Raw genomic sequence first — 24,916 nt, forward strand, 5'->3', positions numbered from 1 at the left:
AGTCAATGTTATTTAGCTTCTTCCTCGCTCGAATAACCAGGCGGCCGCTAAGCGGTCTCTATCGTTCCCAAGCACGTCCGCGAACTTACGGAAGTGATCAACTTCCATGTCAGGAGAACATTCGTCAGAGTGTCTGAGGTGATCATCGGTTCGCAGTAGACCAGGAGTCAATTCGTTCTGCGGGCTTTCATTTCGAATAACAGCAGCCTGGTGTACAACTGCATTCGCCACTTGTATCTGAGCTTGCCATTGACGGTGATCAAGCGTCGAGTTCGGGTATCTCATTTCTAATGCTGGACGGCTACGGATACTATCGATATTTGTAGCATTGAACATGATATAACGGTTGCGATCCGATAATTTCCTTCTAGCATTTGCTGCGGAATCAGTACCTTTTATATATGCACTTGTATTGGGTAGTGGACGAGCAAAATAGATTCCACGATGTTTTCCAGGTTGCCCCGTTTGACGGTATAAATCTGCATTCGCGCCCCCTAAGCGATAGAGGGTCTTTTCATATGCTGTTCCGATACGAGACAAACGTTGCCATGAATAGGTGCGATGGTCTAATGGAGCGATACCTACATGTATGTGACCGCCGCAGGACTCATTCACTTTACAACCCAGATCTTTCAATCGTGTACACGCTCGTTCGATTTGCTGCCATGTTTCAGGGCGATCATAGAGCACAGGAGAGACTAATTCTAAGCCACTTGGTTGAATCGAGGAGTCATTCTCAAGTCTCCAATATCCCGGACCTGTTCGAGACCCACCTGCATGATATCCATAATATGTGGGTTGATCAAGCAATCCTTCTTCGTAAAGAGCTCTTGCAACCGTCTCCTTAGATACTCCCCTGGGAATCGAGAACTCTACTTCCATACCAAAGCTATTTCCTGTATTTCCGAGTACATTTTCATATTGATAATCCCATTCTTGTTTAGAACGTCTGGACAAGTCTTCCCAAGCTTCGTCATCTTCATGGACCATTACACCATCAAAACCTCTTGTGCGGCGCCATTGATCCAGGACAGACTCTCTTTCCTCTTCGATCAACCAGTCTGAATTTGCAAACGATCGTAATACTTCCTCATGTCTGGACTGATCTACAATGGACTGAATTACCGGGTTAATCTGCGGTTCCTGTGGTAACGCCACTTCTATATCTCTGCGAGCTGCAGTAAACGCGTCCATATGTCTGCAATTTCCGCCGGACTGTCTCAACCGGTGCGTAAAATGAGGACATGTACAAGATCCTGATGTTACTTCATATGTATGACCAGAAGCTGAAGTGACCCGAGCATGATGCTCATCACTGAATTCAACCTGGCACTCCTCTGCCTGACCGCGTGCCTGCGACCAAACATTCGATACGGTTTGATCCGCAGGTGCTTGCGCATCACTCCCTTGCCCTTGTCCATTTTGAGCTCCACGGCGCGAAACTCGTTGTCGGTATGCCTCCTGAGCAGCCAAGGTAGCATGTATTTGTAATCGATTGGCATCTAACTGAGCGCCAATTGAGGCTGCATAAGCCAATGCTTGTTCAAAGATAACGCCAAACCGCTTTGCACACACTGGCCCCATAGATACTGCAACTGAGTTAGGATTCGTGAGTTTTCTATTACACACACGACACGATGTAAATGTCGGCATTTTTGCACTCCTTTCGAACTACTTCATAGTTCAATTCTACCATCTAAGAGAATAGTTTCATATTGATTCCACAACATTCTTGTTAAATATCCGTTCAGTGTATAGTTTTCGGCAGGCACCGTCTCGACGTCGTTTAACCGTTATTCCAGATCCTCCCGACGTGCGCATCAGCTCCACTATGTTTGGCCACGGCGGCTACGATCCAGGACTCTCAGTGCTTGCAATTGAGCAGCAGCTGAAGGCAGCGAGCGACCACGACGTCGGACAGCTGTGCTTTCAGTTCGCCAGGCGTTGCGCAACTGCTCATCTCCCGTGACCACACATGGCCATTTTTAATAGCGGAATAAAAAAAGGCTGGAAGCAACATGCTTCCGGCCTCTTACTACATATGCACGCTCTCCAGAACAGGAAGGCGCATCAACCCTGATTTATAATAACCTCTGTGTTTAATGCTGCAGCTGATTATCGGTTCAACATTAACTACTTGCTTGTTTTCGTTAATAATCAATCGATGTAACATCGGCCAAACCAATTTTCGATGCTGGGCAGTAACGCCGAGCTCAAGCGAGCCAAGAGGCGTTAATTTCCCACCATCTACCTTGCCGATAAGCCATTGATTAGTCAGCTTTGAATAACCTGTAATCCTTATATCATGAGCAATATCGTAATTAATGACCTTCTGAACGTCCCATGAGCGAATACCTTTTACACCTGGCTCACAAGGGAGCTTACGACTCAAATATTTGCCCTTTCGGTTTTTTAGTACTAAGCCCTCAAGTCCAGCAGATTTAATTATATCGAATAGTTGAATAGCACTTCCCTCAAAACAGCGAGCGCGAGAATACACATCGTTCTCTTGCAGTTCTGTCTCAAGCAATTCTAGCCGCTGCTCCAACGGCAGACCCATTACATTCTCACCGCGGTAATAGAGAATATCAAATGCACAGACCTGCAAACGGTGCTTTACTCTTTTGGAATTAAAGCGAGCAAGGCAAGCCTCGAAATCAGGATGGCCTTTCTCGTCCGTTACAATCAACTCAGAATCTATTATGGTCCCTTTACTAATCGGCGGATCGTGGAGCTCTGGAAATCGACCAGTAACGTCAAGATTTTTCGTATATAAGTGTAGTTTGTTCATATTAGAAACAAGTAAACGAATTCCGTCCAACTTTAGCTGCACAACATAATTCGGATCATCAAAGGGAGCGTTATTTTTTGCATACTGCAATAGCATCGGAGGAAAAAACATAAGCATCACCCGAGCATATCGTAACATAGTAGGGGTTCAATTTGATAATGGGACTTGATGGGTGAATCTCCATCCGTGAGCTGGTCGTAAATGCGAAGCAACTCCTCAATCGATTGGTCATGCCGACTTCGAACCAGGACCGGTGCTGATGATTGAGCAGCAGCTATTCGATTGATTGGCCGACCCGGCTGCGCTTCAGGAACGTCTCGTTCCGGCGATCGAGCTGCAGCTGAAGGCTGCTACCGCGATGACGTCGGTTGCAACTCTTCCGGATCCGGACGCCGGTGCGCAACAACTGCCGATTGATTGGCCGACCCGGCTGCGCTCTAGGAACGTCTCGTGCTGGCGATCGAGCTGCAGCTGAAGGCTGCTACCGCGATGACGTCGGTTGCAGCTCTTCCGAATCCGGACGCCGGTGCGCAACAACTGCCGATTGATTGGCCGACCCGGCTGCGCTCCAGGAACGTCTCGTCGATCGTGCTGCAGCTGAAGGCTGCTACCGCGATAATGTGCATCCACTCTTCCGGATCCGCTCACCGGTGCGCAGCAGCTGCCGATTGATTGGCCGGCCCGGCTGCGCTCCAGGAACGTCTCGTGCCGGCGATCGAGCTGCAGCTGAAGGCTGCTACCGCGATGATGTGCATCCACTCTTCCGGATCCGCTCACCGGTGCGCAGCAGCTGCTCGATTGATTGGCCGACCCGGCTGCGCCTCAGGAACGTCTCGTGCCGGCGATCGAGCTGCAGCTGAAGGCTGCTCCCGCGATGACGTCGGCCATCAGCTCTTCCGGATCCGGACGCCGGTACGCAACAACTGCCGATTGATTGGCCGACCTGGTTGAACGTCACATGCCGGCGATCGTGCTGCAGCTGAAGGCAGCTCCCGCGATGACGCTGGCTGCAGCTCTTCCGGATCCGCTCGCCGGTGCGCAGCAGCTGCTCGATTGATTGGCCGACCGACTGCGCTCCAGGAGCGTCACGTGCCGGCAATCGTGCTGCAGCTCTTCCGGATCCGCACGCGCCGATGAGCAGCTGCTGCTCGATTGATTGGCCGACCCGGCTGCGCTTCAGGAACGTCACATGCCAGCGATCGTGCTGCAGCTGACGGCAGCTCCCGCGATGATGTCGGCTGCAGCTCTTCCGGATCCGCTCGCCGGTGCACAGCAGCTGCTCGATTGATTGGCCAACCGGCTGCGCTCCAGGAGCGTCACGTGCCGGCAATCGTGCTGCAGCTGACAGCAGCTCTCGCGATGATGTCGGCTGCAGCTCTTCCGGATCCGTCCACCAGTGAGCAGCGCAGCTGTACATTTGACTGTCCGCGCTGGTTGTTACATAGTAGCTCTGCGATCATATGGCCATGCTCAGAACGCATATTAATTCCAAAAACACAAAAGACCCACCGTATTTACGATGGGTCTCTTTCTGTTGAAATCAGATTTCTCTCATACTCATTGCATAGTTGTAATCGATCGGAAACTCATTTGCCGTCTCGATCCATGCACGTTCTTCATGTGAGTAATCGCTTATTTTTCGAGATCCATAAGACTCGAATACACGATCAATCTTCTCCAATGTCGCAAGTTCATCTTGATCCAAAACGGTTGGATCAAATTCTTGTGTTGACCTTACTTCCATTCGAACCCAACCTTCCTCATGCTGCTCATCAATTTTAATTGTATCCATATGTTGAAGATGAGCCAACAGAATTCCGTGGTCCTTGGGAACTGGTCCAAATTGCAAACGTTGATACACCGCCCCGCTAATCGAAACTGTTTGTTTTCTGTAATGATAAAAATCAGAAAACCACAGCAATTTCATCAGCTTCGTTTTATTTACCCCATCCCTTGCGAAATACAAAATCATATTAACAAATTTCTCAAAATCAAATTCCCGAAAGCCAGACAATGAAGTATGTGAAAAAGGTTTGTACAACTTTTCTATAATATCCTCATCGGGAATAATGGATTCCTTATCAATGAAAGAATTCATTATCAACTCAGTTTTTTTCAATTCACGTGGCGATAAATTATGTTTGTTTTGGTTATAATAATCAACGATCTTTCTGGGATTATTTTTAAGCTCTCGGTAAATAGCCAGATTTTCCGAGCTCATTGGAGCTCCAGATTCTGACTCATATCGACCTACACTTGCGTATCCAATATTTAATAATTTTGCAAACGGTCTTTTACCAAGTCCCGGATACTGAGATCTTATTTCTCGGATTTCTTCAACAGTCAATCCACCATAAAGCTCTTGGTAAGTCGTATGGATTTTACTCATATTCCCGTCAATTACTTGCTCATCAAAAACTTCAGCCCCACAAATCTCACAGGTTGCACTTAGTATCTCCACATCGAAAGTTTTACCATGAAGGGTGTAACTTTCAACTTTGTGTTGGAGAATAGTTCCTTGTTCTCGATTGCATTCATCACAGTATTTCATTTATATCACTTCCTTAAAGGAGTTTGTATGTAGAGTGCATAAGAGGAGCAGGGAGCTGATCGCTCCTCCTATGTACAAAATATTCATAGTAGAATATGTACTAATTTATAGCTGATGTATTTGTAGGATGAAACGATAGGCACACACATACGTCGCCATTGTCAGACTGTTTAAGCTTCATTTTAATGTAGGCCGTAGTTCCATTTGGCATAGCTTTTAGAAAAAAGAAGACCTTTTCACCAGAGCCGTCTTCGTCGTATTCAGGTGGTTTATTGGAATGAATTATCTGTAGGCTCATGATCGTATTCCATACATCTCTCGTACTTGATAACCCGAGATCAATTAAATCCTGTTCAAGATTTCGAGTTTTCCTTCGAACCAAGTGCCGCTGATTAGCTTGGATGCGCATTTTTGCTTTAATTAAAAACGATTCAATTTCTTTGGTATCATCGTCCACCTTTGCACCTCCTTCCCCTGTATTTAGTATACCACAAACACCCCGTATGTGATACCACTTATTTTAAAAGTGGTATCACATACGGGGTGTTTGATTAATTTATTCATAATTCATACACCATTGGGCTTTACCGCCACCTGTTCTTGTCTAAAGGCCGCCAAGTCGGTGAATGATAAGCGTGCTTATTTTCATCCCATTTCATTTCAACTTCCAGGATTTCATCGTCCATACTGGTTGTATGCGTCGAAAATAGGTGTCGCTCCACCCAGCGGATCTGGCTCTCCAGCACTTCTGCCTTGCCCCAGTGCTTTTCATAAAATATTGTATCGAAGAACGAAATTCGTATCTTCGTTGCAATATGCTCAATGAAATTCTGTACGCCCGGTGTATCTTCTTTTGCGGTGACGATAACAGTGACAAGTTTATTTTCAACCATATCCACTGGCTGGCCAGCTCTGATCTCTACGTCACAATAGTAAATCCTAACTTCATCTTTTTCATTCTTGCTTATATGTGCGCCCACATATGGGAATTGAAAACGATAAATACCCGATTTCATAGGTTATTTTCTCCTGTCTCTATAATTATAAGTTTTTATACTGATCGATAGCTAACATCATATCATGTAATGATGGAGAAATCTTACGGTATTTCGGTCCCTCATAAGTCATCATCCTGTCTTCCTTCCATGGTGGTGGTAGTGATTTTACGACTTCTAGGAGCTCGTGAAAATCTCCAGAAGCAATAATTCTTTCTCCATCCTCCAGCGTAGCCAACAGAGTACTAGGATTTAGCTGATATAAGCCTCCGATATATACCCCTCTAACCACAAATAGAGAGTACTCTCCTTCATGCGCAGCATCTAATCCGTATTTAAGCGGATAAAGAATATACCTTCTATCCGGACCTGGAAGGTTCAGCTTAATCATGTCGCTATATGGATGACTAAGGACTACATCTATTGTCATACCGGAACCTTCCTTTCCGATTATATATCATAATAATGATCGTTTCAGCCAGCGTTGATAGCTGAAATCCACGCCTATGAAAAGATACCCATTGCCTTGTAACAGCATCTTTATAGAAATAAACACCTGCAGGATGATGGTACATGTACATTAAACCAATTACAGTGTCATCAAAATTTTTATTCTTCCTCGAACAATACTTATCAATAGGAACAAATCTCAAATCCCTTTCATCTTCGCCGTGGACACAAAAACCAGCCTTCTCTAATTCGCTTTTCAATTACAGCACCTCACTTTTGTTCGATCGCGTTTTGCAATAATGCAGCTCTCTTTCTAGCATTAATAACATATTTATTATTATGTAACTTCTTTTGTGGCAGTCAAATGAACAAACTAGCTATTCATCCCTTTCGTCCGATAACTCAAGATATTCTTTGAAGTACTTTTCAAATACTCCGTCTCCATAGGCTGCATTCATTCGATGCCGCAGGAATATGATTAAACCTCTCTTATCAAGATCGTTAAAACCTTCGAATAAATCCAACATTTTTTTCAATTCCATTTGCAGCGATCACTCCCTGATTATGTTATTTACCTTTAGAGCCATCTCGCGGCTTTCCAGGAACGACCGGCGCTGTCGAGACGCATCTATCCGCAGCTTCTTAAACAATTAATAAGGGCTTTTCATCAGCGTTAGGATACAAATAATCTACAATAGAGACTCCATCACACCCAACACAAACTTCATCCTTATAAAACTCACCAGCTACCCATGCTACAAATTCTTCGCGACTGCTGCCACAATCATCGCAACTCTCACTGGTCGATAAGGACAAAACCGTATACTTTCCACATGTCCACTCCAATGCACCACGTTCCCGCATGGCCTGTATAGCCTTTTCGATACAGCCATCACATATAGTTCGACTGTCATCAAACTCAGCATCCGTGTCATCCCAGTAGCCGCACGTCTTACACGTTGGCATACGCTCACCCCCCATTTAATGTTGTTTCGGGTTTAGACTTATTCATGCTTAATGACATTATCTTCGTCATCCAGCAAATCATTTTGAAAATCCTCGACCGAGCTAGTAAATCCAGCGGCCTTCAGCGTAGCGAAAATTTCTTCGTTATTATCAACCTCTTGTATTTCATTGGCTTCCGCGAATACCCGTAAAGCTTCAGCAACTGAATGCCCATCAATTTCGTTTTCCATGGCAGCTCCAATCTTCTCTGCATTGTAGAGTCGGTTGCGCAAATCCCCAATAATCACGCCCGCATTCCAATCCGGCAAACATACAAACCACTGTCCAAATACAGCAGCACCAAAGTAAATTGAAATGCCTGAACCCTTCGCACTAATATTCAAATAGTAATGACTTCCGTATTTCTTAGAATTGCGAATCTCGCCTTGCCATTGCTGTTTGCCGTTCCCACAATTAAATATCATCCTGATTCTCCCCTTTTAAGAAATTAAACTTCGATAACGAACCGATCACGACGAATTTCTAATGACTGCACGAATATCTTGTAGACCTCATCACCAGCGTTTCCAATCAATTGCATTAAACCAAAATGATGATTACTGCCAGTAAAGAGTTCTACAGCAGCTCGCGCAAGCGATCTATACGCGCTGGAAAGCTCTGACACAATTTCAGATTCTTCGTGATAACCATTTGGATCGTTATCATCCTCCCCTACCCATTCCCCCCAATACCATTCCACAGGACCGGTCGTCTTGTTCCAATCAATTCGTCCGAAAATTTCTGGATGAGAAACAATATAGCACGCTGCAGCGTATTCCTGATTCCGCGTCGCCTTAAACTTCCCCAGCAGCTTAACAAAATTTTCTCCATGTTCTTGAGATGAAAACCACACATTTCCTAAAGTCATGCCGTACTCTTTAGGCTGATTTGCTCTATCCTTGTTTGTCCGATTGGTATTTGTAAAATCCATCTTTCAACCATCTCCTTTGTAATATAGCTTGTTACGGGCTTCAGATTATGTTCCAACAGGTTTTGATAATCTATTTGCAAATGATATTCAACTAATCTCATCCCATGCTTTTATTAGATTTTCTATACCTGCAAGCTTTTCAGATTCTGTCAAATGCTTCGCTTTTACAAGACTTTCTGTTAAGCCAATAAAAATAGCCATCCGATACCGGCGCTCATCTTCCAAAAGAATTTCAGATTTAAAATACTCAACCGTTCCAACCTTCATCTTTTCGCACCTCACTTTGCTTTTCCCTCTCTAAATCTCTTTGTTGAAGTGCAGCTTTTAATTTACCTCGGTATGCAGGTTTAACCCTTAGTTTTTCATTGTTCGTAAAAACAAGCACCCCATTATTAAAGCTAAAGAATTTTATATTATTTACATTAACTGTCCGTTCATCATCAATCTTCACAAAATGCCCGGTGCTTTCGACAAATGCAGCTATGTCTTCAGGACCTTTAAATAAAACTAAATCACCGTTTTCATTTTTGTAGCCTATTACTTCCCCGCCCAAGCTAACAAGCTCCTTGTCCATCTTTTGCGCACGCTCCCTTTATATGATGTCATTGATGTACAGAATCATCTTTTCAATCACTCGCATTTGTTAATTGATAAATGTAATTAACCCCTGAACTCATCATCTTCCCCTCGATGGTTACGGGGCAGAAAATCTTCCCTGAGCTCATCCGGTAAATTTGTGTAGGTTGACAAGTACCGGTCATTGGAATGCGAGAGCTCCTGTTGTAAGAGCAGCACGTTACCTCCACTTCGAAGAGAAAGGTAAACCCCATACGTATGTCTAAATCGATGTGGCGTCAACGGGCCAATCTTTCTCGACGGATCTGTTTGCTCAGCATCATGCATCCTACCAATCTTTTGAACAACCTTGTTAATTCGACTCACGTTCATACGATCATCACCGTCATCACCCAGGCCGTTAAGAAACAAGGCACGAGATTCTGATGTCGCATCGAGCGGACGTTCAAACTCTAGGTAATCAGCTAGAGCTTCGCGAGCATCCTTATCAATGATAATTTTATTTGTTTCAGTAAGCCCTTTTCCTGTAATTCGATTAATCCGAAATCTTCTGGCAGCTCGCAGGGCATCGGGATCATTGGGCTCTACTTGGTCAATATCAATGTTGACCATCATCTCTCTCCGAATGCCACTGGCCAAAAACAGATAAACAATCGCACGGTTTCTCTTCGGCCTAGCGTTTTTGCGTAAAGGTGGACATGGTTCGTTAGCCCATTTTCGCCCCTTCATCATATAGAACCGTTCGAGCCTGTCCAAAAGGTTAATTAACGAACGCAATTGCGGATCGGTTAAAGCTCGAATGTCTGGTGCCGGCAGCTGTATATCCTTTAGCCCTTTCCCTTTGGCCGGATCTTCTGGCAGCAAATGAGGTACACGCTTTCGGATCCATCCCAAATATAAGGAGAGATGTGCTTTATGGTTATTGACTGTAGATGCCGCGAAACCTTTCCCATTTTTATATAAGTGATCCCTCCATTCGCGGACAATTCGTTTCGTCACTCCACTAATACGGTCATGGCCAAGTTCTTTTTCCATATAAGCAATGAATCGTCTAATTTGTGTTTCAATTTTCTTCTCTACATTTTTGGTTCTGAAGCCTCTGATCTCGTCCTCAAAAAATTGCTCAATCCAATGTGTGAGTGAATCGGACCCGGCCTCATAAGCAACCAAAACCTTCTGTTCCCCTTTTTTAGCCACTTAGCGACCCTCCTAACCTGCTGTTTATATATCTATTTTATCATAAAAGGGTAACAGAAGGTATCTTCTGTTCCCTTTTTTCACTCAAAAAAAATTTGGGTTTGGGTATGAGATGTGTAGCCATAAGAACATACACCATTACCGGACAAGAACATACTACAATAACTCGATTTATTAAATACTTCTGTTTCTATAGAAGCATGTTCTTGTCGCTGCACATGAGAGTCTATCCATATGGAGCGACAAGAACATACTACAATATCTTACACGTCTTACACGTTAGCAGGCTTTTATCGGTCATTGTTTTTCGTTCCTTCGCAATATGTATCAACTACGAACACTTGATATTCAGTGTGTTGTACTGTCGTACTGCGACACTAATTATTTCGCATCGCCGCAATCTCCACACCAATCTTTACCGTTAATCGGCACAGGATTCCAGTGCTTTTTCCTACACCAATAGCACGTTGCTTTAGCATCTTCGCTGTTCGGCCCAAAACCTTCATCCGACAACTTACTAGCACAACTGTCACAAACCTCATAAGTTTCTGTCTCATGCTCATTGGTCACACTTGTATCAGCTTCACGTTCCTTGCAAATCTCACAAAGCATTTTCACCCTCCGTTCTATTTCACTCAGATGCTTCAACATCTTCTGATGCGTCAAAACGACCATGTTCCCGATATGCTTCTTCTGCCTCGATTTCTGCTTCTACTTCCGCTAAATATCCCCATGGATTAAAAATTCTCATGCACGCTCCCTATTCATTTTGATACTTCGATCTGATTCTTCCAATTGTAACTTTCATTATTGTTTTCATTCCAAAGCTCAATGAGCCTAAGAATATTCTCTCGCCCTTCCTCATTAAATCCGACGTATAACGACGGAACCCATCCACCCCGATCATGTGGGTCATCCTTTTCTTCCGGACGTAACTTCTCTCGACAATCAGTACAATAACTGCAATTATCAATTCCAAGATAATGTACAGTTTCAAATGGTTTGAACAATCTGTAGCAGTTCCCACAATCTTTGCGACCAGCAATTCTCCTAAGCATTACAAGGACTCTCCTTTACAATTTAAAGTTACTATGCACGTTCATTATTCATTATGTATGTTTGTTGCATCAGGTTTTAATACTTTATTGATGTATGTTCTTGTCGCTACACGGAGTGGCGCCCGCTGCATACCTCCATGCTGTAGATACCCTGGTAGTCCACACTGTAAACGATATCGTTAATATTATTTTGCTTCGGCTAGTATGCTCAACCAGGCCCACTGCCAATATATACTCCATTGCGTTATCCAGCTTATCCAATATCCATTTAATCATATCAAGTCCCCCTCTCTGTCCGTTCTTGCTGGCCACCAGTGATGCTGCCGCTTTTCCTCCGAAGTTGCTTATGACCTTTTATCACGCTCGTCAAAGACTCGGCTACGGATATCGGAGCAAATATCAGGACCGGAATTAAGAAGTACTTATTTTCTGTCACTAAGGCGACGACCACGAATATTAACACTATCATCCTTGAGATAAAACCAGCAATTCGGAATGCTTTCATAGTGAAACTCCCCCACTTTTTTTGGAATTCTTTCTTTTAAGGGACCAATCGTTAATATAGAAAAGAGCAGTCACTAATATCCATATTATCAAAAACCGGGTCCAGAAATTGAATGTGAACACTTCGGGGATTACTTCTTCAAAACTGGATCTTACTGTCGATAGCATACCAGTCATAACAGTCTCAGAAAGTGGATGAGTTGAGAGTATCCAAGAAATCACAGTCATTATCAGAATAAGTATAGCCAAATGTAGCAACAGGAATATTTTCTTCATGTAATGTTAGTTCCTCCTTTAAACAAATCATTCCACTGGATCAATACTTTTTTTATCTCCTAACCCAAATGCTTTGAGTTTATACAGGACAAACCAAATTAAAAGGTAAGTTACATAAAACGAAACCATTAGCCAGCGAAACCAACCATCTTCTGTAAACCAAGCCCAAATCGCGCCAAACAGAACGATTAAATGACCGAATTGAAAAAATAAACGTTCCACAACCATCATCCCCTTTGATGTATCCTTTATTTCTCTGTTCATTTTAGTTCATTAACTCAGCTTTATGTTTACCTATAATTTCCGTAATTCTGCGTTCAGGCCCATGCAACGACACGCGCTGCAGATCCGGATTCGATTGACGCAGCTGCAGCTCCCGACAACCAAGACAACGGCGCGCAGTAGCTACATCAATAAGCAAGAGGATCATTCTTCAAGCAACCCTTTGCCTATCAGTTCCCTTCCGTAATACTTGAAAGTGGTGTGTTCCACTTCTTACAGTCATAAATGAACTCTTTGCCGTTCCACTCGATAGTTCCCTGGTCAAAGGCATATCCAAACTCCTCTGACTGATCAATGAGTAAGTACCATACGACTTTTGATTCTAATTCTTTCTTTAGATAAGCTTTCGCCACTCTACTTTCCAGACCATCAAATACCTTAACTTTTTTGCCTATTTGGTATACTTCCTCGTCTCCCAAAGCAATTCTCGCATCCCCAATAGTTCTGTAAAGTTCAATCAACTCCGAAAACAAGGAATTAAATTTCTTGTTATTCGCATAAGGAATACCAAACGACTCTTCCATTTGCGTCATAATCGCTGCCAGCTGCAGGTCGTGTTCCTCGTCTGTAAGTTTTGGATCCTTGAGCACCCTTTCGAATTCAACTATAAAAGGGAGCAGTCTTGTGTCTCTTTTCTTATCCATTATACTCTCTCCTCATGTTTTTCCTGGGTAGCTCGCTTTTGAAGAGCTCCCACGTGATTGTTCAAGTCCTCCCAGCATCCCTTACAAACATCGAATAGATATCTGGAGGAAACAAATCTCACAATTCATGATTATTTTATTCAACTCAAGTCCCTCTACTTAGTTTTAATCTCATTGATAGCTCTCCATAAATTCTTAATCGCGGGGACATTCATCAAATGTATGGCTTTATGCAAATCAGCTTCGCTGGAGCTTATTATTTCATAAACCATTTCCTCTCGAGTCGGAACGCTCCTTTTATTCCTTTTGGGCTGAGTAACATGATAACGAATAGTGGATAAAACCGATTTAGTTGGCCCTGTTAATATTTGTTGAACACGACTACCGGTTAAACCAACAACTTCTCCGATTTCACGGTAATTCATCCCCTCTTTAAATAGCTGAACACATTGCAAATTTTGGCCTGTTAAAACTTTTTGGAGATCCACCCCTAGACGATCTGCATCATTTAGAAGCTTTATTAAGTTGTTTTTTTGTAACGATCTTAGTGAGTCCCTCTGTTCCAATCTAACTTCCCTCCAATCAAAAAAACTACCCCATAGATATCCGATTGAAAAGAAAGCAATTGCAATTAACCCTCAACGCTTCCAATTAAATCTACTTCTCTTCCTCGCCATATGTTTAGCTATAATTTCTGTTTGAACAGTTTTCATTGGTACAAATTAATGCAACATCAAACTTATTTTTAATGTCGTTTTCAAGATATTCTGCCTTTTCTAACTCACTTCCACAATCGAGACATCGATTTGCTGCAAATAGTTTCTCTTTATACAAATCAATTTTTGATTCGTACCATAAGGGTTTACCATTTAATTCTGCATCAGGTTCTGGCAATGGATGTGGGCTTTGTCCTTTTTCTCGTTGACGTTTCAATTTTCCACTTATAGCAGCTCGACTGACACCGAGCATTCTAGCAACCTGGGACTGGTTAACAAGTCTATCCATATTCACCCTTCTCTCCTCTATATAGCATATTATAGGGTAGGGGGTTAACACTTGTAAACCCCCTACCCGCGCGCGCAGCAGCTGTCGATCGAGCCAGCTTCTTTCCAGGAATCAGAGCCGGCGATCGTCCTGCGGCTACAGGTGGCGCACCGTTAGCTGTGGAGCGACAAGAACATGCTTCTATAGAAGCATGTTCTTGTCGCTACACATTGGGCCATCAGCTCTCCCGGATTCGCCCGGTGTTACGCAGCAGCTGCTACGCGCCCGCTGTGTTCCAGGATTCAGTGCCGGCGAGCAGGTGGCGCCGTTAGCCATCAGCTCTTCCGTCCAGATTCACCAGGCGTTCGCAGCAGCTCTATCGCTTCTGCTGCACCAACCTAGAATTCTTAGTCATGGCAAGGACAGTCATACAAAAAGAAAAGACCCCCGACGATGAGCCGAAGGTCTAAAGCAATAGATTATCATCCTTATGACGCTTACCGGCGTGCATTAGGACAAGGAACTCCAGGTATTGCATTACTGGAGGCTCCTCAACAACCTAACAACTAAATTTATGTCAATTTCATTTCGAGTAAGCTTATATTAGGGTTTTCACTGGTGTCACCAGCAGGTCTTACAAATTCGATCTTTAATTGCAAACCTTTGTCGAGATTCACGCTTACTAATTTAGGAAGCTCGCCTTTCTTAATGGTTATTTCCTGGCTTAGCTTGTCGTCTACATAGAACTTCACTTCATATCCTTTGTCTATATCATCCAGACGATAATTTTCGTCGAATGCTACAAAGCCTTCAAGCTTGGAATACTGCCCGTCTAGATTGTAAAACAGCTTTCCGATACCATCCGAATCAGGAGTTACCGTTATTCCTTTGCTGTACTGCTTGCCTCCAGATTTCATTACAAAGTTTTTTTCATAATAATAGGCTCCCGATTTACTCATACCCTCATCATTACTATTATTGATTTTGAAAGCGTGTATCTCATCGGTCATATATGGTATAGAATCAGTCAAATAGTTACCCTTTACGTTTTTCCCTATTATTACAGTTCCTGTGGCGCTATCGTAATCTACTTTTTTCCCCAGAGTCTCTCCAATATAACGCAGCGGTACATATGTACTTCCTTCGAATACAAATGGCATCTTGTCGGAGGACGGCGTCTTATCAATTCCATCAACTAGTATCCTTTTTACGACTCCGTAAGTTACTCCTATATTTTTCTTGATGCTTTCAGCAAATATGGAACTACCTTGAGCCAATAAAACTCCAGCAACAATGCCTACTACAATTCCCTTCTTCATTCTCATACGCCCAGCCCCTTATATGCATTATCTTCCATGTATTTTATTTCAGTCTATTAGATGAGTCAATAATGCGGCCCGCCATGAACAAGCCGGTGAGCTCCCTTTAGATTATCCGCCGCGCAGTGTGGATCCCTGACGTCGCGAATAACACGATTTACAACGCGTCCGCCAGCTTTGCTCTCTTACAGCGACTAGATGCCCTTTACCACACGTCACACATGGAATCCTGATGCGATCAAGAATCCAATCCAGCATATTACGATCAAATTTGTATTTGTTGTCTTTATCCGACGGATCCGGATTTTCCAACTTCACAGTGTCTATAAGGCACGACTCGCACAGCTGCCTGCCTCCATACTCTCGAAGTTGCACACGCCCAGAAAATCCCCAATCAATTCCCTCAACCTTACTACAACAGGCACAAATTTTATTAGAACGAATAAGATCGATGCGCTCTTTCTCTTTCTGACAAAACCGCTCATGCACTGACGTATAGTATCCGACTGCCTTCATATGATTAGCACAGCTGTAACAATTCAAATCCCGAATTGGTCCTGAAGGAACCTCAAAAATGAAGCCGCCTCCCCCAGTCTTCCTATCTTCCTCCCAGTGCGCAATACGATCTATGCTTACTTTATTCGGAAACTGACAGCTCGGACAAACATGAGTCTGGATAATCTCACAACAATCACTACAATCACACGGCATATTCCAATCATGCTTAGCCATAATAACCCCCCTCTAGTACTTAATCATCCGATCGTCAGCCGGCACTTTGGCCACACACTAGGAACGGCCGCTGCGGCCTCGACCTGCAGATCCGGTTCCCGACAGCGCAGCAGCTCCTCCATCAGATCCACTAGCGGCCAATAGCGCTCCACTTACAAGAAAAAAGCCAAGACCAAAAGGATATCCCTACTGGACTTGGTTTTTTAGAATTGATTATGTAGATATATGTGCATGTGTTTGCGGTGTAGGCTTTCGGCGGTCAATTACTTCGGTGTTAACGACATTCAACGGTTTCTGACCTTTGAGAAACTTGGTGCCGTCACTACTTTGGTTCACACGCTCTGTGAAGAAAGTACGGGGAAAGTGCCGTCCTGCAACCTTGTCTTCATCAATTCCAAGGTGAACATACACATCAGCGGTTGAGTTATATGCAAGCAATTTACATTGAATTTTACTGCCCTGCGGTGCTGCTACAAAATCTAGCATGATTTTAGGTGAATTTACGATGCTTGGTATTAAGTAGAAAAAGACGAGCTTGTCCTTAATGAGTGAAAAATGTTTTTTTGTCTTGGAGTTTCGAAGACCCTTTAAAGTTATTGTGCCATTTTGAATATTTTTGTATCCTTCTGCGCCAAAATACTTATAACGGTCTTTTACCGCTACAAAGTTAACAGCGAGCTTTTGTATGCCGACCAGATGGCAAAATTCCTCTTTCTTGAAGTCGAGGCTGATTTTCTGACCATCCTCTAATTCAAATACAAAGGTAAATGGCTCAAGGTGTATCTCGTAAAACTGCCGAAGGAGCTCCAACGATATCTGGTCGATGTTGGGCTTATCAGTTAGTGCTGCGAGTGCCTTTACGGTAAGTACCACGTCTCCTACTCTCCTCGACCCGACAAATAAAACGCCTCTGAGCATGAAACTCAGAGGCGGTGTTTGAATGATAAAGCGACAAAATCGGTTTCCGTTTCTTAATGGTGATAATTCACCACTCTCCAGATTAACTGGAGTTTAACGTCCACACGGCATGGAACTGAGGGTCGCTATCCCCAGTGACTTTTAGGGTCCTCGTTTATTCTTACCCAATTATACCGCGAAATATGCACTCTTTCAAGCAATTTATTGCAATTTATTGCTGTCAGCTCTCCAAAACGATCCCTTAATTATATTCGGATCATTACTTCCAAGTACTCATCTTTGAAGCTTCACCCTCAACCTGCAGATACCGATCCGCCCGGCGCAGCAGCTCTATGATCGCCAGAAAAGCTGGGACATGCCATGAACGCCTATGGGGGTTTCAACTATAGATTCGAATTCAGCCGGCACAGCTACATCTCCTCGATCGCCGGCACGATGGCCACGTTCCTGATTCCGACATAGTCATCATCTGTGGTTCCTCCAGAATCACCAATTGTTCCGGACGCCGATGATCAGTTCCCGGTGCTGGCACAGACGTCAACTTCCGATCTTCCGGATGGCCAGCAGACCGGGCGCCCGCGTTCACACTCCTGGTCCCTGCACGGCAGCCGATCAGCCTCATCTCTTCCAGATGGCCGGCGCCTGCTGCTCTGAATGTCCATCCAGATAAATCCGGACGCCCGCGATCGCAATTCCCGGTTCCCGCGCGGCAGCCAGTGCCTCCAGCCTCCAGCAATGGCATTCCTTGCTGCTCGACACACCTCAATTTAGGCTCTTCCAAATTGGCCAGTACGCAGCAGCCTTCATCGCATGCCGTATAGCAGGATTACTGTTTCTGGCTTGCCGATCGCAAAACTGGTGTCTAGGGCTATAAGAACTAGGTATTTTTATAAGATTCCAAATAGTCCACCCACCCTATTCTAATCATCTGAATAATGAATTAAGCTATATCAGAATTAGAAATTTATGGTATTGAAAATGAATATCTCATTGTTTCAAACCAAAAAGATCGGAGTGAAAAAAATGTTGAAGTTACGTAATTTAATGATTGTTTTATCTATTGTAGTAGCATTGAGTTTATTGCAAGGAATAGCAATTGCTCAGCCAATCACAAACCCGGGTCAACAAGAATTAGAATTTAAGCTAGACAGCTTAGTTAAGCAAAATATCATCACTGAACAAGCAGCAAAAGAACTATCGCAACCATCCACGGTCATTAATGCAAAATTACAAAAGTATAACGATTACCAAGTATTAGGATCAGAAGTAGGCATTTATGCGATTGATCGACAATCAAATGAAGCAAAACAAATCGCTTCAACAGAGAACAACCTGAGTGTTACGCCAGCATCGGTTAATTATAATCTCACTTATCGCGTGGATATTTTTCACTTGATTGCTGATGTTGCAATTAATCTGCCGAAATTTGTAACACTAAGCACTGTAACAAAAGTGAGTGGAAATGGCTCTAAGCCAACCAGTTATACCATCTCCACTAACCATGGAACAAACTACCTTCGGCAAGGTCTTTTTGTTACTGGAAGTAGCACTACTAAAAATGTAAAATTGAATGAAACCGTAGTGTTGGAAAGCCCCATCTCTCAAACTAAATACTGGCGGTCTGAATCAAATATCAAGGCAAATTTCTCCGTTGGGCATGTAATTGCAGCATCAAAGACAAGCGAAGTATGGCTCGCTAATAAAAAAGGTGTCCGTTATCCAACTGGCTATACAGACCAACAATCAAAAATTGTACTATGGGAGCCACCAACCAACCTAACTGCCAACCCTCGGACGCCAGGCAATTATCGTAGTGCATTTATTGCACACTACGAGTCTACTTGGGGTGCTCCTCTTAACTTTACGTGGGACGATGTACAAATCCATCACATGAAGCCAGTAAAATACAATGGCCCAGATTCTGTCTCAAACTTAATTCCTCTTTGGAGACCGGGTTCACAACCTCAGAATGGAATTAAAAATCATTCTGAACTGACGACATGGTGGGCAAATTATTAAAATTTGTTGGAGTTGATTATAATGGAAAATCGTATTTCTCAACTCGTCGGCTTCTTACAACAAAATGCTTCAGAGACTAATCCCCACAGGAGCCTAATTCCAGATATGCCCTCCCCTACTTTGATATGTGTGTGGAATGATCCAGTTTCCGAGCAATTACTTGATGATTTTTTTAAGGATAACAATTGGCTCATGCCCGAAGACTACAAAGAGTTTCTTCTCAAATGCAATGGGGGTATTTTGTTCAAACAGCCTAAGTTTGGCGGAGGAACAGAATTATTAAGCCTGGAGAAAATTAAAGCAATCTCCAAAACTTATTGTGAGCAAATTCCATCTCATTGTTTTCCTATCGCTTGGACAGACCATCGGATCGGTGCCATTCTTATAGACTCAAATAAAATAAGAAGTAATGAAGCTCCATATCTATACTTTCTTGATGCAATGGATCATATTGAAGATGCCATTCCCATCCCGTTAACATTTACAGAGTTTATAGAGCGAATTATTATTTGCCAGGGCGCTGAGTTTTGGCACTGGAAAAGTTAATATGGTATTAAACATTGAGGCTGCCTTGGGTAGTCTCTTTCCAATTTTCCACTCCTGCTACAAAAAACAGCCATTTCGAAGTAATTGAATTGAGCAGCTGCTACGCATAGCCGGACGGATCCGGAAGAGCAACTGGTCATCACCGCAGGCGCTGCCTGCAGCTGCAGCTCGATCGCCGGCACAAGACGTTCCTGGAATGCAGCCGGGTCGGCCAATCATTGACCAGCTGCTGCGCACTACCGGACGGATCCGGAAGAGCTGCTGGCCGGTCGTCATCGCGGGCGTTGCCTTCAGCTGCAGCTCAATCACCGGCACGTGACGTTCCTGGAGTGCAGCCGGACCGACCATCGATCGAGCAGCTGCAGACACTGCCGGACGGATCCGGAAGAGCTGCTGGTCGTCACCGCGGGCGCCGCCTTCAGCTGCAGCTCGATCGCCGGCACGTGACGTTCCTGGAGTGCAGCCGGACCGGCCATGATCGAGCAGCTGCTGCACTCTGCCGGACGATCCGGAAGAACTGCTGCTCGTCACCGCAGGCGCCGCCTTCTCGATCGCCGGCACGCGACGTTCCTGGAGCGTAGCCGGGTCGGCCAATCATTGACCAACTGCTGCGCACTGCCGGACGGATCGAGAAGAGCTGCTGGTCGTCACCGCGGGCGCTGCCTTCAGCTGCAGCTCAATCAACTGCACGTGACGTTCCTGGAGTGCAGCCGGATCGGCCATCGATCGAGCAGCTGCTGCACACTGCCGGACGGATCCGGAAGAGCTCCTGCTCGTCACCGCGGGCGCCGCCTTTAGCTGCAGCTCGATCGCTGACACAAGACGTTCCTGGAGCGTAGCCGGGTCGGCCAATCATTGACCAACTGCTGCACACTGCCGGATGGATCGAGAAGAGCTGCTGGTCGTCACCGCGGGCGCTGCCTTCAGCTGCAGCTCAATCAACTGCACGTGACGTTCCTGGAGTGCAGCCGGATCGGCCATCGATCGAGCAGCTGCTGCACACTGCCGGACGGATCCGGAAGAGCTCCTGCTCGTCACCGCGGGCGCCGCCTTCAGCTGCAGCTCGATCGCTGACACAAGACGTTCCTGGAGCGTAGCCGGGTCGGCCAATCATTGACCAACTGCTGCACACTGCCGGATGGATCCGGAAGAGCTGCTGCTCGTCACCGCGGGCGCCGCCTTCAGCTGCAGCTCAATCACCGGCACGTGACGTTCCTGGAGCGCATCCGGCATGACCACGTTCAAGGAGCTGCTGGACGAAGTCGCCGCTGGCACCGCCTTTAACTGCCAGTGCGAGAGTTTCCCCCCCACCGGCTGATGATTTTTAACTCACGAATGCCGCTGAAACACACATATAAAAAAGACTGCAGCGCTTTAAGCACCACAGTCTCTTCTCGTTATATATAATTGTTATCACTTTGACGGTTGGCCATTTACAAACAAACCTTCAAAGATTACCGCTCCGTTTTTTGAAATATGACTCCCAACTCCATTGGCTAGGCCATTTCTAAAATCTCCAATGAGCTGACTGCCATCAGTAAACCACATTGTTCCTCTACCTGATGGCTGCCCGTTTACGAATAAACCTTCGTAAATCACTTGTCCTCTGTCTATTTGTTGTCCAACTCCATTGGCCAGACCGTTTCTAAACTCTCCAATGATCTTACTACCATCAGCAAACGACATTGTTCCTTTACCCGATGGCTGTCCATTTACAAAACTACCTTCATATATCGGTTTGCCGCCATTTTCAGTCTTCAGTATCCCTATACCATTAGCAAGGCCATAACTAAAACTACCTTTAAGTATACTACCGTCGGAAAGGCGCATCATACCTTCTCCTGATGGTTGACCATTTACGAACGATCCCTCATAAATCAACTCTTCACTTTTAGAAATTAACTTCCCATCACCGTTTGCCAGTCCATCTCTAAAAAATCCGATAATAAAACTGCCATCAGCAAACCACATAACGCCCTCACCAGCTGGTTGCCCATTCACAAATGTTCCCTGATAGATTTTCTTTCCATCTTTAGATTTCAATTCACCGTTTCCGTTAGCGACACCATTGATAAAATCCCCTGTTATAAAGCTACCATCCGGGAATGTTTTTTTGGCTACCCCAGTGTATCCTTCAGCACTAACCAAAAATGGCATAACTACAAGTAAAGATACTATTAATAGAATGGCTTTTTTAAACATCCGATCTCTCTCCTCTGTTAGTTTGAATAGCTAGACTGGATCTATTGTATCATTTTTCTAAAAGAAACATTTCTATAACGAGTGACCATTCACAATATTAAGCTTTTACACGAACCAAGTGACCTTCCCTTATATAAATAGTGGAGTCACGGTTAGAACAAACCGAAATAGGCTCACCTTTTCCGAATGACCATTCATAACGACCTGAGATCCAACCGTCACCAAACTTCACTTCGATATATGACCCAGCGTGTATCGGCTTGTTTGAAACGTAATGCCGAAGACTTCCATCCCGCTCAACCAGGTGGATGTAATCTTCAATCATTCCGCCCTTTTTAGGTTCCGGGGTCATAGGATCCTTTTCTCCTACCCACTTTCTTACCTCCATTGTATAACCCGGTATAGGCTCCAACCAGTCGGCATCTGAGTAATATCTACCAGTCTGTGCGCCGAATTCTTCAGGGGTAAATAAAATTCTCAAATTATTAAAATAAGGTACTCGAACAATTTCTTCACCCACTTCAGGGTAACGTCGATCTATCAGATCCCCCCAAATTTCAGAAATAAATTCGTCGTTGTTTTTTAGCTCGAATCGAGGCAGTGCCGCCAGGTATTCAGATCTTCTAGCACCAATGGATTCGATATCTTCTATTAATCGTCTCGATGACGGATCATGATATAAAACATACAATCCAAAATGGTACAAATAAGCGTCAATATCTCCAGACATGAGCTTGTCTATGATATATTTCAACGCCTTGAGACGTTCGGCTTTTGTATTATCCGGCAAATAGACTTTATATTTCATTTTCAAATTTTGAAAGAATGTACTAGGGTAATAATGCACTGCTCGGGTTCCATCTAAATGGCTTCCCCAATTCCGTACAATTAATGGCCAAACAGCGCCAGCTTTCCCCTGCATACCATCGTCCATAATAGTGCTGAAAAAGATACCTAGACTCGCTAATTGCTCATCAATACTGATTGTTTTCGTCATATCCTCATTCTCCTTTATGAATAGTAATAGGGGAGCAAACCTTTACTCTACTTTCATTGCACTAAACGATTTTAGCAAATCTGCTAGCTGTTCCTCCGTTATGCTTGTGTACTGCGTAATCTCTTTAACGGTGAGTTTCCCTTCCTGTACAGCTAGCAATATATCCTTTAACTTAGTTGCTAGAATCGTTTTCCGATTCATGCGATTTAAACGTTCAATTTCAGCAGCATGATCTTCTGGAGTAATGATTTTACTCACCTACTCCCAATGAAGATGACGCCTGCTTAGCCCCATATTTACACACGTCTTCTAGTATAAGCTGGATCATCATCATCATCGCCAAGTCATCATTTATTAAAGTTGGTATGGCCGTTTTTAGGCGAAAAGCCTGATTCTCAATATAACCTTTCTCGACAATTCCTAATTCCATAGCCATCCTCTACTCCCTTCTATTCTCTATACTCTTTTCCAAATCCTTTACTTGATCACTTAACACCGTCAATTGCGCCGATACATGCCTCAGTATGCTGCTATTTCCTGAACGTCCATTAATGATCATCTTACGATATAGACTATCGGCGCTCCCGGATAAAGCCTGAATACGCCTTTCCAGCGATCGTAATTGTTCCATTTCTTGCTTACTTAGATTCACCAAAAGTCCTCCTCTGAAATTGATTCATATGCTTGAATCAGCTTGTATGTCGGTATATTCAATTCAGCGTACCCCTTTTGGATCTTGGCCAAATAATGTTCCGCAGGCAGCTCCGGCGGAAAAGATGGTTTTAAAATATATGTCAATGCCTTAATCTGTTCATGGTCATAAGTAAAAACCTTGATTTCATGGCGTTTGTATATGAATGGATGCCCCTCATAACGGTCTAACTGGGCCAAATCATGTGGTGTTATTCGATAAATCGCGCCCTCGACAAACTCTCCTTGACTCGGGACGATAGTAGCCACTCCAGATCGCCCATTACTTTTAAAACTCAAGACGTAGTGTGGTAGATAGGCTCTATTTAAAATGGAAGATCCGGGGCATCTGCTTTTCATTTGTGCTTGGTCTAAGTTCGAACCATATGCAAAATAATAAAGGGGATCTGCATTTAATTTCTTATTGTTAGCTTTAATCACTCCTCAGTGGTTTCCATTACCTCACGAAGCTCCTGGATCACACGATTAGATCCCAAGCTTCTGAACGCTTGAATAGGAACAGCAACGGCTTTATCAAAGTCGCTTAGGTCATAGCGGACAAGTCCCTGAAAAAAAATTTTGTTGGCGCCAATCCTGTTTAACCAGCGGTACGTATCTACGTTATATTTGTGTCCTTGCATTAATTTAAGGTCTTTCAACGAATATAGTTTATCCGGTACTTTGCCAAGTCGCCCTACTTCAGGCTCTGACTCGCCATACAACGCAGCTGCAGCCAGATTTAAGCTAGCTCGTTTCTCCTTCCTATCGGTCGGCACCTTGGACAATATATCCTCCCAATCCAGGAAACCAAATTTTATTTCGACTTGGAGATTTTGAATAAAGCTCTCCACATCACTACGCAAGAATAAAATACGCTTATTAATTAACCGTAGCTGCTCTTCTTCTATAATGATCAAACCCTCGTTAATGGCCCGGCGTATAAATTTGCGTCCAGTTGTGGAAACGATGATAAATTTGCAATAGTTTCTGATATACGTTTCGATGGTGAGACTATGGCAGCTGAAGAATACCGCGAGCTCTTCAACGCTAACATCAAATCCGCCTTCCATGTATGCCTGGTATGTCTCAGCGATTTGAATCCAGTTCTTATCTTGACCCTCGACCATAACCAAGTTCTCGAACTTTTGCTGGAGAACTTCTTTCTTCACTTTTTTGTCAGACACAGCACTGATCCCCTTCAAAATTATATTAAATATATTATAAATAAATATAACATATAATTCGGGGA

30 protein-coding genes are annotated in these 24,916 nt (G+C 44.0%); 2 read left to right on the forward strand and 28 right to left on the reverse strand.

Annotated elements, in window-relative coordinates; translation table 11 throughout:
• Positions 1-12 precede the first annotated feature (12 nt).
• The 22 genes from ACFQZE_RS23580 to ACFQZE_RS23685 form a co-directional block, all read right to left on the reverse strand.
• Entirely contained in the window at positions 13-1,653 is a 1,641-nt protein-coding gene (locus tag ACFQZE_RS23580) for an amidoligase family protein (protein WP_379361758.1), read from the reverse strand.
• Between the two features lie 211 nt (positions 1,654-1,864).
• The gene (locus tag ACFQZE_RS23585) at positions 1,865-2,020 is read right to left on the reverse strand and encodes a hypothetical protein (protein ID WP_379361760.1); all 156 of its coding nucleotides are present in this window, start codon (positions 2,018-2,020) and stop codon (positions 1,865-1,867) included.
• 15 nt (positions 2,021-2,035) lie between these two features.
• Positions 2,036-2,902 carry an ATP-dependent DNA ligase gene (locus ACFQZE_RS23590; RefSeq protein WP_379361762.1) on the reverse strand — a complete coding sequence of 289 codons (867 nt, stop codon included), beginning with the start codon at positions 2,900-2,902 and terminating at the stop codon, positions 2,036-2,038.
• Between the two features lie 1,205 nt (positions 2,903-4,107).
• On the reverse strand, positions 4,108-4,251 hold the full coding sequence (locus tag ACFQZE_RS23595) for a hypothetical protein (RefSeq protein WP_379361764.1): 144 nt from the start codon (positions 4,249-4,251) through the stop codon (positions 4,108-4,110).
• Between the two features lie 80 nt (positions 4,252-4,331).
• Positions 4,332-5,342, reverse strand: coding sequence for a type II toxin-antitoxin system antitoxin SocA domain-containing protein (locus ACFQZE_RS23600; protein WP_379361766.1), 1,011 nt, complete (start codon positions 5,340-5,342; stop codon positions 4,332-4,334).
• Positions 5,343-5,442: 100 nt separating this feature from the next.
• On the reverse strand, positions 5,443-5,799 hold the full coding sequence (locus ACFQZE_RS23605) for a hypothetical protein (protein ID WP_379361768.1): 357 nt from the start codon (positions 5,797-5,799) through the stop codon (positions 5,443-5,445).
• A gap of 127 nt (positions 5,800-5,926) precedes the next feature.
• Positions 5,927-6,358, reverse strand: coding sequence for a hypothetical protein (locus ACFQZE_RS23610; protein ID WP_379361770.1), 432 nt, complete (start codon positions 6,356-6,358; stop codon positions 5,927-5,929).
• Between the two features lie 25 nt (positions 6,359-6,383).
• Entirely contained in the window at positions 6,384-6,767 is a 384-nt protein-coding gene (locus ACFQZE_RS23615) for a hypothetical protein (RefSeq protein WP_379361772.1), read from the reverse strand.
• Positions 6,768-7,164: 397 nt separating this feature from the next.
• Positions 7,165-7,329, reverse strand: a complete 165-nt coding sequence (locus tag ACFQZE_RS23620; protein WP_379361774.1) for a hypothetical protein — start codon at positions 7,327-7,329, stop codon at positions 7,165-7,167.
• A gap of 100 nt (positions 7,330-7,429) precedes the next feature.
• A complete protein-coding gene (locus ACFQZE_RS23625; RefSeq protein ID WP_379361776.1) occupies positions 7,430-7,753 on the reverse strand; it encodes a hypothetical protein in 324 nt (107 codons plus the stop codon).
• Between the two features lie 38 nt (positions 7,754-7,791).
• The gene (locus tag ACFQZE_RS23630; RefSeq protein ID WP_379361778.1) at positions 7,792-8,217 is read right to left on the reverse strand and encodes a DUF6618 family protein; all 426 of its coding nucleotides are present in this window, start codon (positions 8,215-8,217) and stop codon (positions 7,792-7,794) included.
• A 23-nt stretch (positions 8,218-8,240) separates the two neighbouring features.
• Positions 8,241-8,723 (reverse strand): DUF2538 family protein, encoded by a 483-nt coding sequence (locus tag ACFQZE_RS23635; protein WP_379361780.1) that lies wholly within the window; start codon positions 8,721-8,723, stop codon positions 8,241-8,243.
• Between the two features lie 87 nt (positions 8,724-8,810).
• Positions 8,811-8,990, reverse strand: coding sequence for a hypothetical protein (locus ACFQZE_RS23640; RefSeq protein ID WP_379361782.1), 180 nt, complete (start codon positions 8,988-8,990; stop codon positions 8,811-8,813).
• Positions 8,971-9,297 carry a hypothetical protein gene (locus ACFQZE_RS23645; protein WP_379361784.1) on the reverse strand — a complete coding sequence of 109 codons (327 nt, stop codon included), beginning with the start codon at positions 9,295-9,297 and terminating at the stop codon, positions 8,971-8,973. Before ACFQZE_RS23645 ends, ACFQZE_RS23640 begins: the two co-directional genes overlap by 20 nt.
• Positions 9,298-9,383: 86 nt before the next feature.
• Positions 9,384-10,496 (reverse strand): tyrosine-type recombinase/integrase, encoded by a 1,113-nt coding sequence (locus tag ACFQZE_RS23650; RefSeq protein ID WP_379361786.1) that lies wholly within the window; start codon positions 10,494-10,496, stop codon positions 9,384-9,386.
• 1,865 nt (positions 10,497-12,361) lie between these two features.
• Entirely contained in the window at positions 12,362-12,556 is a 195-nt protein-coding gene (locus ACFQZE_RS23655; RefSeq protein WP_379361788.1) for a hypothetical protein, read from the reverse strand.
• Positions 12,557-12,786: 230 nt separating this feature from the next.
• Positions 12,787-13,260, reverse strand: a complete 474-nt coding sequence (locus ACFQZE_RS23660) for a hypothetical protein (protein ID WP_379361790.1) — start codon at positions 13,258-13,260, stop codon at positions 12,787-12,789.
• A gap of 155 nt (positions 13,261-13,415) precedes the next feature.
• Positions 13,416-13,826, reverse strand: a complete 411-nt coding sequence (locus tag ACFQZE_RS23665) for a sigma-70 family RNA polymerase sigma factor (RefSeq protein ID WP_379361792.1) — start codon at positions 13,824-13,826, stop codon at positions 13,416-13,418.
• Between the two features lie 115 nt (positions 13,827-13,941).
• On the reverse strand, positions 13,942-14,265 hold the full coding sequence (locus ACFQZE_RS23670) for a hypothetical protein (protein ID WP_379361794.1): 324 nt from the start codon (positions 14,263-14,265) through the stop codon (positions 13,942-13,944).
• Positions 14,266-14,816: 551 nt separating this feature from the next.
• The gene (locus tag ACFQZE_RS23675) at positions 14,817-15,569 is read right to left on the reverse strand and encodes a stalk domain-containing protein (RefSeq protein WP_379361796.1); all 753 of its coding nucleotides are present in this window, start codon (positions 15,567-15,569) and stop codon (positions 14,817-14,819) included.
• A 939-nt stretch (positions 15,570-16,508) separates the two neighbouring features.
• Complete coding sequence (locus tag ACFQZE_RS23680; protein ID WP_379361798.1) at positions 16,509-17,168, reverse strand: PBECR4 domain-containing protein; 660 nt, start codon at positions 17,166-17,168, stop codon at positions 16,509-16,511.
• Positions 17,169-17,831: 663 nt separating this feature from the next.
• Positions 17,832-17,972, reverse strand: a complete 141-nt coding sequence (locus ACFQZE_RS23685; protein ID WP_379361800.1) for a hypothetical protein — start codon at positions 17,970-17,972, stop codon at positions 17,832-17,834.
• 264 nt (positions 17,973-18,236) lie between these two features.
• On the opposite strand from ACFQZE_RS23685, the gene ACFQZE_RS23690 reads away from it, so the two are divergent.
• Both ACFQZE_RS23690 and ACFQZE_RS23695 read left to right on the forward strand, forming a co-directional pair.
• Positions 18,237-19,232 carry an HNH endonuclease signature motif containing protein gene (locus ACFQZE_RS23690; protein WP_379361802.1) on the forward strand — a complete coding sequence of 332 codons (996 nt, stop codon included), beginning with the start codon at positions 18,237-18,239 and terminating at the stop codon, positions 19,230-19,232.
• Between the two features lie 21 nt (positions 19,233-19,253).
• On the forward strand, positions 19,254-19,778 hold the full coding sequence (locus ACFQZE_RS23695; protein WP_379361804.1) for an SMI1/KNR4 family protein: 525 nt from the start codon (positions 19,254-19,256) through the stop codon (positions 19,776-19,778).
• 1,413 nt (positions 19,779-21,191) lie between these two features.
• Here the strand turns inward: ACFQZE_RS23695 and ACFQZE_RS23700 are convergent.
• The 6 genes from ACFQZE_RS23700 to ACFQZE_RS23725 all read right to left on the reverse strand — a co-directional run bounded on the left by ACFQZE_RS23700 (position 21,192) and on the right by ACFQZE_RS23725 (position 24,851).
• On the reverse strand, positions 21,192-21,980 hold the full coding sequence (locus ACFQZE_RS23700; RefSeq protein WP_379361806.1) for an MORN repeat-containing protein: 789 nt from the start codon (positions 21,978-21,980) through the stop codon (positions 21,192-21,194).
• 97 nt (positions 21,981-22,077) lie between these two features.
• Positions 22,078-22,977: a hypothetical protein gene (locus tag ACFQZE_RS23705; RefSeq protein ID WP_379361808.1), complete on the reverse strand. Its 900-nt coding sequence runs from the start codon at positions 22,975-22,977 to the stop codon at positions 22,078-22,080.
• 42 nt (positions 22,978-23,019) lie between these two features.
• Complete coding sequence (locus ACFQZE_RS23710) at positions 23,020-23,235, reverse strand: hypothetical protein (protein ID WP_379361810.1); 216 nt, start codon at positions 23,233-23,235, stop codon at positions 23,020-23,022.
• The gene (locus ACFQZE_RS23715; RefSeq protein ID WP_379361812.1) at positions 23,228-23,413 is read right to left on the reverse strand and encodes a hypothetical protein; all 186 of its coding nucleotides are present in this window, start codon (positions 23,411-23,413) and stop codon (positions 23,228-23,230) included. The genes ACFQZE_RS23710 and ACFQZE_RS23715 overlap by 8 nt, the downstream gene beginning before the upstream one ends.
• Before the next feature lie 212 nt (positions 23,414-23,625).
• The gene (locus ACFQZE_RS23720; protein ID WP_379361814.1) at positions 23,626-24,108 is read right to left on the reverse strand and encodes a gamma-glutamylcyclotransferase family protein; all 483 of its coding nucleotides are present in this window, start codon (positions 24,106-24,108) and stop codon (positions 23,626-23,628) included.
• Positions 24,105-24,851, reverse strand: a complete 747-nt coding sequence (locus ACFQZE_RS23725) for a hypothetical protein (RefSeq protein WP_379361816.1) — start codon at positions 24,849-24,851, stop codon at positions 24,105-24,107. The genes ACFQZE_RS23720 and ACFQZE_RS23725 overlap by 4 nt, the downstream gene beginning before the upstream one ends.
• Positions 24,852-24,916 lie beyond the last annotated feature (65 nt).

Source organism: Paenibacillus sp. GCM10027627, assembly GCF_042675505.1.
Lineage (GTDB): Bacteria > Bacillota > Bacilli > Paenibacillales > Paenibacillaceae > Pristimantibacillus.

Coding starts and splice junctions, on each gene's coding strand:
- ACFQZE_RS23580 (WP_379361758.1), bottom strand. CDS start 1,653: ATGCCGACATTTACATCGTGTCGTGTGTGTAATAGAAAACTCACGAAT.
- ACFQZE_RS23585 (WP_379361760.1), bottom strand. CDS start 2,020: ATGTTGCTTCCAGCCTTTTTTTATTCCGCTATTAAAAATGGCCATGTG.
- ACFQZE_RS23590 (WP_379361762.1), bottom strand. CDS start 2,902: ATGTTTTTTCCTCCGATGCTATTGCAGTATGCAAAAAATAACGCTCCC.
- ACFQZE_RS23595 (WP_379361764.1), bottom strand. CDS start 4,251: ATGATCGCAGAGCTACTATGTAACAACCAGCGCGGACAGTCAAATGTA.
- ACFQZE_RS23600 (WP_379361766.1), bottom strand. CDS start 5,342: ATGAAATACTGTGATGAATGCAATCGAGAACAAGGAACTATTCTCCAA.
- ACFQZE_RS23610 (WP_379361770.1), bottom strand. CDS start 6,358: ATGAAATCGGGTATTTATCGTTTTCAATTCCCATATGTGGGCGCACAT.
- ACFQZE_RS23615 (WP_379361772.1), bottom strand. CDS start 6,767: ATGACAATAGATGTAGTCCTTAGTCATCCATATAGCGACATGATTAAG.
- ACFQZE_RS23620 (WP_379361774.1), bottom strand. CDS start 7,329: ATGGAATTGAAAAAAATGTTGGATTTATTCGAAGGTTTTAACGATCTT.
- ACFQZE_RS23625 (WP_379361776.1), bottom strand. CDS start 7,753: ATGCCAACGTGTAAGACGTGCGGCTACTGGGATGACACGGATGCTGAG.
- ACFQZE_RS23630 (WP_379361778.1), bottom strand. CDS start 8,217: ATGATATTTAATTGTGGGAACGGCAAACAGCAATGGCAAGGCGAGATT.
- ACFQZE_RS23635 (WP_379361780.1), bottom strand. CDS start 8,723: ATGGATTTTACAAATACCAATCGGACAAACAAGGATAGAGCAAATCAG.
- ACFQZE_RS23640 (WP_379361782.1), bottom strand. CDS start 8,990: ATGAAGGTTGGAACGGTTGAGTATTTTAAATCTGAAATTCTTTTGGAA.
- ACFQZE_RS23645 (WP_379361784.1), bottom strand. CDS start 9,297: ATGGACAAGGAGCTTGTTAGCTTGGGCGGGGAAGTAATAGGCTACAAA.
- ACFQZE_RS23660 (WP_379361790.1), bottom strand. CDS start 13,260: ATGGATAAGAAAAGAGACACAAGACTGCTCCCTTTTATAGTTGAATTC.
- ACFQZE_RS23670 (WP_379361794.1), bottom strand. CDS start 14,265: ATGGATAGACTTGTTAACCAGTCCCAGGTTGCTAGAATGCTCGGTGTC.
- ACFQZE_RS23675 (WP_379361796.1), bottom strand. CDS start 15,569: ATGAGAATGAAGAAGGGAATTGTAGTAGGCATTGTTGCTGGAGTTTTA.
- ACFQZE_RS23690 (WP_379361802.1), top strand. CDS start 18,237: ATGTTGAAGTTACGTAATTTAATGATTGTTTTATCTATTGTAGTAGCA.
- ACFQZE_RS23695 (WP_379361804.1), top strand. CDS start 19,254: ATGGAAAATCGTATTTCTCAACTCGTCGGCTTCTTACAACAAAATGCT.
- ACFQZE_RS23700 (WP_379361806.1), bottom strand. CDS start 21,980: ATGTTTAAAAAAGCCATTCTATTAATAGTATCTTTACTTGTAGTTATG.
- ACFQZE_RS23705 (WP_379361808.1), bottom strand. CDS start 22,977: ATGACGAAAACAATCAGTATTGATGAGCAATTAGCGAGTCTAGGTATC.
- ACFQZE_RS23715 (WP_379361812.1), bottom strand. CDS start 23,413: ATGGCTATGGAATTAGGAATTGTCGAGAAAGGTTATATTGAGAATCAG.